The 6,767-nt window shown below is 39.4% G+C and carries 8 protein-coding genes; all 8 read left to right on the top strand.

The window, feature by feature from the left end; genetic code table 11:
* The first annotated feature begins 231 nt into the window (after positions 1 to 231).
* The 8 genes from BLQ56_RS10325 to upp all read left to right on the top strand — a co-directional run bounded on the left by BLQ56_RS10325 (position 232) and on the right by upp (position 6,531).
* Positions 232 to 792, top strand: a complete 561-nt coding sequence (locus BLQ56_RS10325; protein ID WP_090853381.1) for a manganese efflux pump MntP — start codon at positions 232 to 234, stop codon at positions 790 to 792.
* Between the two features lie 135 nt (positions 793 to 927).
* Complete coding sequence (locus BLQ56_RS10320) at positions 928 to 1,368, top strand: low molecular weight protein arginine phosphatase (protein WP_090853379.1); 441 nt, start codon at positions 928 to 930, stop codon at positions 1,366 to 1,368.
* A 109-nt stretch (positions 1,369 to 1,477) separates the two neighbouring features.
* A complete protein-coding gene (gene rpiB, locus BLQ56_RS10315; protein WP_090853377.1) occupies positions 1,478 to 1,924 on the top strand; it encodes a ribose 5-phosphate isomerase B in 447 nt (148 codons plus the stop codon).
* A 29-nt stretch (positions 1,925 to 1,953) separates the two neighbouring features.
* Positions 1,954 to 2,526 carry a TIGR01440 family protein gene (locus BLQ56_RS10310; RefSeq protein ID WP_090853374.1) on the top strand — a complete coding sequence of 191 codons (573 nt, stop codon included), beginning with the start codon at positions 1,954 to 1,956 and terminating at the stop codon, positions 2,524 to 2,526.
* 163 nt (positions 2,527 to 2,689) lie between these two features.
* Complete coding sequence (locus tag BLQ56_RS10305; protein WP_238457235.1) at positions 2,690 to 3,217, top strand: sigma-70 family RNA polymerase sigma factor; 528 nt, start codon at positions 2,690 to 2,692, stop codon at positions 3,215 to 3,217.
* Positions 3,210 to 4,217: an anti sigma factor C-terminal domain-containing protein gene (locus BLQ56_RS10300; protein ID WP_204381074.1), complete on the top strand. Its 1,008-nt coding sequence runs from the start codon at positions 3,210 to 3,212 to the stop codon at positions 4,215 to 4,217. The genes BLQ56_RS10305 and BLQ56_RS10300 overlap by 8 nt, the downstream gene beginning before the upstream one ends.
* Positions 4,218 to 4,352: 135 nt before the next feature.
* Positions 4,353 to 5,594 (top strand): serine hydroxymethyltransferase, encoded by a 1,242-nt coding sequence (locus tag BLQ56_RS10295; protein WP_090853365.1) that lies wholly within the window; start codon positions 4,353 to 4,355, stop codon positions 5,592 to 5,594.
* A gap of 307 nt (positions 5,595 to 5,901) precedes the next feature.
* The gene (gene upp / locus BLQ56_RS10290) at positions 5,902 to 6,531 is read left to right on the top strand and encodes a uracil phosphoribosyltransferase (protein ID WP_090853362.1); all 630 of its coding nucleotides are present in this window, start codon (positions 5,902 to 5,904) and stop codon (positions 6,529 to 6,531) included.
* Positions 6,532 to 6,767: the final 236 nt, after the last annotated feature.

The raw sequence follows: 6,767 nt of genomic DNA, 5'->3' as shown, positions 1-6,767 counted from the left end.
AGTAATCCCGCGAAAGTAGTGAAGAAACCCGCGAATAGCATGGAGTGCGAGGGAAAAAGATTAGAATCCCACGAAACTTGAGCATAATCCCACGAAAAGAGTTAACAATTCCGCGAAAGCAGTCCAGAAACCCGCGAAAATTCAATAACTTTCAAAAAACTTTACCTTTCGTTCTTCTAAATTCTAGGGCTTGTGCATATGTTGAAATAGGCAAGTCCGAGGAGGGAAGGAATGGATATAGCAGCTGTTTTAGGTGAGTTTCTCACATTATTTATCATGGCATTTGCCCTAGGAATGGACGCTTTTTCAGTTGGCCTTGGGATGGGATTAATGAGGCTGAGGCTGAGACAGATTTTTTACATAGGTGTCGTGATCGGGATTTTCCACATATTGATGCCACTGGTTGGAATGGGGATTGGGCGATTTTTATCAGATCAGTTTGGAACCATTGCAACATACCTAGGAGGAATACTACTGCTCATCCTTGGGTTGCAAATGATTGTATCATCTTTTAAAGAAGAGGAATCAAGAATGCTTACACCAGAAGGGGCAGGATTGTTTATTTTTGCTCTAGGTGTTAGCTTAGATAGCTTTTCTGTAGGGTTAAGCTTGGGGATTTATGGAGCTCGAACGGTTGTGACAATCCTCATGTTTGGTGTTGTGAGTATGTTCCTAACTTGGGCAGGATTGTTTTTGGGGAGAAGAGTTCAAGGTTGGTTTGGCTCATATAGCGAAGCGTTAGGTGGTAGCATCTTATTCGCGTTTGGGATAAAGCTATTATTTGCGTTATAAAAATTCGCCCTACATCCTTCCAAAATGATACAAAGATTAAAGTATTGAGATGAATTGCAAATCTCAATACTTTTTTTATACTATAATGAGAAAGATTGGTTAATAATTGGAGTAGATGTTAGGTGGAGGGATAAAATGAACCTATTATTTGTTTGTACAGGGAATACGTGCCGAAGTCCAATGGCAGAGGCCATTTTTAAAAGTAAAAAAATAAAAGGGGTTAATGTTAAATCTGCAGGTGTGTTTGCAGATCAATATAGTATGGCGTCAACGAATACTGTTCAAGTGTTAGCGGAGAACGGAATTGAGATTGATCACCAATCATCACCACTAACAGAAGAACGGGTCACATGGGCAACCATTATTTTGACGATGACTTCAAGTCATAAAGAGCTTGTTCTAAGTAAGTTTCCGTTTGCCCATGATAAGGTGTTCACGCTTGTAGAGTATGGACGTGGACTTGCGGGAGATGTGAGTGATCCATTTGGAGGATCTGTTGACATTTACCGAGCAACATATAAGGAGTTATCGGATTTACTAGAGGATGTTAAGAGCAAGATTGAGAACAATTTATAGGCCCTTTTTTGTAAAATCTAAACATTTCTGTTAATCATAAATAGTCAGGTGAATGATAACCGTGGTATGATAAAAATAATCATATATTTGGTAATGGAGGGCTTCTTTAATGAAAGTAGCAATTGCTTCAGATCATGGTGGATTAAATATTAGGGAAGAAATTAAAAGCTTAATGACGGAAATGGGTATTGAGTTTGAGGATTTTGGATGTGAATGTAGTACATCTGTGGATTACCCGGATTATGCTGTACCGGTTGCCCAAAGAGTCGCAAGCGGAGAGTTTGATCGAGGAATCCTCATTTGTGGTACAGGGATTGGGATGAGTATTGCCGCTAATAAGGTAAAGGGAATTCGATGTGCTCTTGTACATGATACATTCAGTGCACAGGCTACTCGTGAGCATAACAATAGTAATATTTTAGCAATGGGTGAAAGAGTCATTGGCCCTGGTCTTGCTCGTGATGTTGCAAAGGTGTGGCTAACAACTGAATTCCTAGCAGGAAGACATGAAACACGCATCAATAAAATTAAAGAGTACGAGGATCAGAGCCTTTAATAGAGATGTTTGTGGGAGGATGAACAGTGATGTCAAACGATTTAAATGGATGGAAAGAACAGCTGAAAATCGTTCTTTCTGATTTAAAAAAGCAAGCGACATTATCAGCATCTCAAGTGTTAGTCATAGGGTGTAGCACCAGTGAAGTGATTGGTGAAAGAATAGGGACCTCTGGAACGATAGAAGTTGCCGAAATGATTTTTACCGAATGCGCCCTGCTTCAAAAGGAAACAGGTGTTCAATTAGCTTTTCAATGCTGTGAACATCTTAATCGAGCACTTGTTGTGGAACAAGAAACAGCAGCTAAGCTTGGTTTAGAGCTGGTATCGGTGATTCCTGCTCAAACAGCCGGCGGTGCAATGGCAACCTATGCTTACAAGCATTTCAAGAATCCGGTTATGGTCGAGTTTATAAAAGCAGATGCTGGAATTGATATTGGTGATACATTTATCGGAATGCATCTAAAGCATGTTGCCGTTCCAATTAGAAGTTCTGTGAAGAATATTGGACAGGCCCATGTAACAATGGCCAAAACAAGACCGAAACTCATCGGTGGGGCAAGAGCGATCTACACTGCTGAAAAAGAAAATTTAAGTTGTTAACACGTGGACGAACTATTTGTGCTAAGGCGCAGATGGTTCTTTTTTTGTCCAATAGAATACCCTTCAAAAATCAATATCACTGTCTACCATATATAAAGTTCCATTCAATGTGTAACATTATAAAAAGATGTTCGTTGTATTTGTGAAAGGAGGGGGAGGAGATGTGGATAAAGGTGAGAGAAATGAAAAATTAGATGACCTCTACAGGAAGTATGCAGAAAGCTTATATTATTATCTTCTTCGTTTATCAGGTTCTCCCTCGGTGGCAGAAGAGCTAGTTCAGGAAACCTTTTTCAGGGCCACCCTCTCACTCCATTTTTATAAGTATGAGGAAGTTAGGCCGTGGTTATATAAAGTGGCTCGGAATGCATATTTAGATGAATGGCGAAAACGGAAGAGGTGGAAATGGCTTCCGTTTTTTGAAAAAGATGAAATGAAGAGCCCTTATGGATTGCCAGAAGAGGAAATGTTGCAGCTAGAAACACAGAAAGAATTGAAAGAGCTTCTAGAGCTATTACCTGAAAATTACCGAACGATTATCTATTTAAGGGAGTTTGCCGAGTTTTCGTATCAGGAAATTGAAGAAACCATGGAGTTAACCGAGTCTCAAGTAAAGGTGACGCTTCACCGTGCGAGAAAAAGATTGAGGCAGCTATCAAGTGTGGGGAAAGGAGAGGAAGATGATGACTGAATGGTCGAAGGAAAAGGAAAAGAAGATCTTATGGAAATACCGATTTTTATTAACGGCAAGGATTTTAAGAATTTTGTTCATTGTCGGGGGACTTTATACCATTTATTTGATTATCTTAAGTATAGGGTTTACACAAACTAACTTTGCTTCGAAACACAATTTTAATATGACACTGGCAATTGATTGGACGCAGGGTGGACTTCACAGTGAATATTCGTTTCAACCGCAAGGAGAGATTACTCCTTTTCTTACTCAAAAGATCTCGATGCCTGTGTATCGGACAATCGGAAAAGAGCAGGAGCCTGTTGCGACGATGGAGGTGCAAAAGAGGATCATTACTCCGTTTTCGACTGCTAGATTAACATTCTTAAGTCCAACTGATTCAACACAATTTCGATTCTATCTACCTGAACATCCAAAAACGGGAGAGAAATTATATTTTTCAAACCAAGATGAGGTTTGGACGCCTTTAGAGAAGGTGCATGAGGGTACGGTGGCTGATCTGGCTTTCTCGACAAATCAGTATTACGAGCCGAAGCAGCTTTTAAGTATACTAAGTAAGTATGATCTAGATGTATTGTGGATGCCGTTCTTTAGTGGAGAGTTAAAGGAAATTAAAGATGTTGGTTATAGTCTTGCAGGTGGAAACTTCATGTCGATTGATACACTTGGCCTTTCAAAAGGAAGAGAATTACTTGGGGGCTATAGTTCGTTTACTGAGGTAACAATATCAGAAGACACAATCGAAGAAATCGAAGCAATGATGCTAAAGAATATGGAGAGCTTGATCGAAGACGAGAGTGCTTCTTATTTAGACAGTTTTTTAGGCTTAAGGCATCTTGAGCAAAGACACACCTATTTAAAGGAAAATGGCTTCCAAGTTTATGGTGCTGTAGTGACAGGGCCAGTTAAGGAACTTCTAAAATTAAAAGAGGAAGAAACCTTCAGAGGAGTACAGGTTGGTGAATTTGATTACTGGAATTGGGAAAAAACCGAATAATTTATATGTAAGCGGTAGTCATTTTTCGGTTTTTTAAAAATATACCTTTCTCTTCGAAAATGAAAGTGATAAAATGAGTAAGTATTTTAATTTTTATAAAAATAATAGAGTCTTGACATGTGAAGGGGGATTCCAATGAAACATTTATCGCAACAAGATCCAGCTGTTTTTGGATCAATTCAAGATGAGTTAAAAAGACAACGTACTAAAATCGAGCTTATTGCTTCTGAAAACTTTGTAAGTGAAGCTGTAATGGAAGCTCAAGGTTCAGTATTAACAAACAAATATGCAGAAGGTTACCCAGGTCGTCGTTATTATGGGGGTTGTGAGCATGTTGATGTTGTAGAGGATATTGCTCGTGACCGTGCAAAGGAAATCTTCGGCGCAGAATACGTGAATGTTCAACCACATTCTGGTGCACAAGCAAACATGGGAGTATATTTTACCATCTTAGAAACAGGCGATACAGTGTTAGGAATGAATCTATCACACGGTGGACATCTTACACACGGTAGTCCAGTAAACTTCAGCGGAGTACAATATAACTTCGTGGAGTATGGAGTAGACGAAGTTACACATACAATTAATTACGATGACGTGCTTGAGAAAGCTCGTACACATAAACCAAAGCTGATTGTAGCGGGTGCAAGTGCTTACCCAAGAGCAATCGACTTCAAACGTTTCCGTGAGATTGCTGATGAAGTTGGAGCATACCTAATGGTAGATATGGCTCATATTGCAGGACTGGTAGCTGCAGGCCTTCATCAAAATCCAGTACCGTTTGCAGATTTTGTGACAACAACAACACATAAAACGCTACGTGGACCACGTGGTGGAATGATTATGTGTAAAGAAGAATTTGGCCGTAAAATAGATAAGTCAATCTTCCCTGGTATCCAAGGTGGACCACTTATGCACGTAATTGCTGCAAAAGCAGTTGCGTTCGGTGAAGTCCTTCAAGATGACTTCAAGGAATATGCAGGAAATATTATTGCGAATGCACAGAGACTTGCTGAAGGATTGAAAAAAGAAGGCTTAAAGCTTGTATCTGACGGAACTGACAACCATCTTCTATTAGTAGATGTTAAAGCGATTGGTTTGACTGGAAAAATTGCTGAGCATGTTCTAGATGAAGTAGGAATCACTGTTAACAAAAACACGATCCCATATGATACAGAAAGTCCTTTCGTAACAAGCGGAGTTCGTATTGGAACAGCAGCAGTAACATCTCGTGGATTCGGCTTAGAAGACATGGATGAAATTGCATCAATCATTGCATTTACTTTGAAAAATCATGAAGACCAAGAAAGCCTTCAAGCTGCAGCAGCACGTGTTGAAGCATTGACTTCTAAATTTGTTTTATATAAAGAGCTTTAAGAAACTAATGCAAGACGCCCATTAATAGGGAGGTCTTGCGTTTTTTTGTGGTATGTCAATCGACTTACTTCCAAACAATATTAAGAATTAAATGCTTTTTAAGTCTTTTTAATGAGCGGAGACCCAATCAACTCCTATGGTGATATCCCAAGTATGAAAAGTCTTATTTAGTAACAAAAACAAAGTGTTTTAATGAAAACCGACATAAGTTAACAAAATCACCTCAATTATCGACAGCTTTCTCTTGAATAAGCACCTTTACTTCTGTAAAATCTATTGAAGTGAAATAAAAAAGGAGAGATGTGCGATGGGCAAGGTATACGTGTTTGATCACCCACTTATTCAGCATAAGCTTACATACATAAGAGATAAATCAACAGGAACAAAGGAATTTAGAGAATTAGTTGACGAAGTAGCAAGCTTAATGGCTTTCGAAATCACTCGTGATCTACCTCTTAAGGAAGTAGAAATTGAAACGCCGGTTATTAAGGCAACATCAAAAGTTCTTTCTGGTAAAAAGATCGGAATTATCCCAATCCTGCGTGCAGGTCTAGGAATGGTTGATGGAATTTTAAAATTAATCCCAGCAGCAAAAGTAGGTCATATTGGACTATACCGTGACCCACAAACACTTCAGCCTGTTGAATACTACGTAAAGTTACCATCAGATGTTGAAGAGCGTGATTTCATTGTTGTTGACCCAATGTTAGCAACCGGTGGATCAGCAGTAGAAGCGATAAATTCTCTCAAAAAGCGTGGAGCAAAGAACATTAAGTTCATGTGCTTAATTGCTGCACCTGAAGGAGTAGAAGTTGTTAAAAAAGAACATCCAGATGTAGATATCTATATCGCTGCACTAGACGAACAACTAAACGACCATGGTTACATCGTTCCAGGACTTGGTGACGCTGGAGACCGTCTGTTTGGAACGAAATAAATTTGTTGAAAGAGGGTAGCCTTTGGTTATCTTCTTTTTTTTACTTTGAATAAGTCTAGAGGCCGCGATTGTGGATTCGCGGGAATATGTTTAGAGTTCGCGGTAATATCGAAGATTTTCGCGGGATTCCAAGCGAAGTTCGCGGAAATAACAGGGGGGTCTGGAGACCTCGATTGTGGATTCGCGGAATTATGTTTAGAGTTCGCGGTAATATCGAAGGTTTTCGCGGGATTCCA

It is taken from the genome of Litchfieldia salsa, assembly GCF_900104555.1.
GTDB lineage: Bacteria > Bacillota > Bacilli > Bacillales > Bacillaceae_L > Litchfieldia > Litchfieldia salsa.
This window is presented reverse-complemented; position numbering and strand designations above follow the sequence as displayed.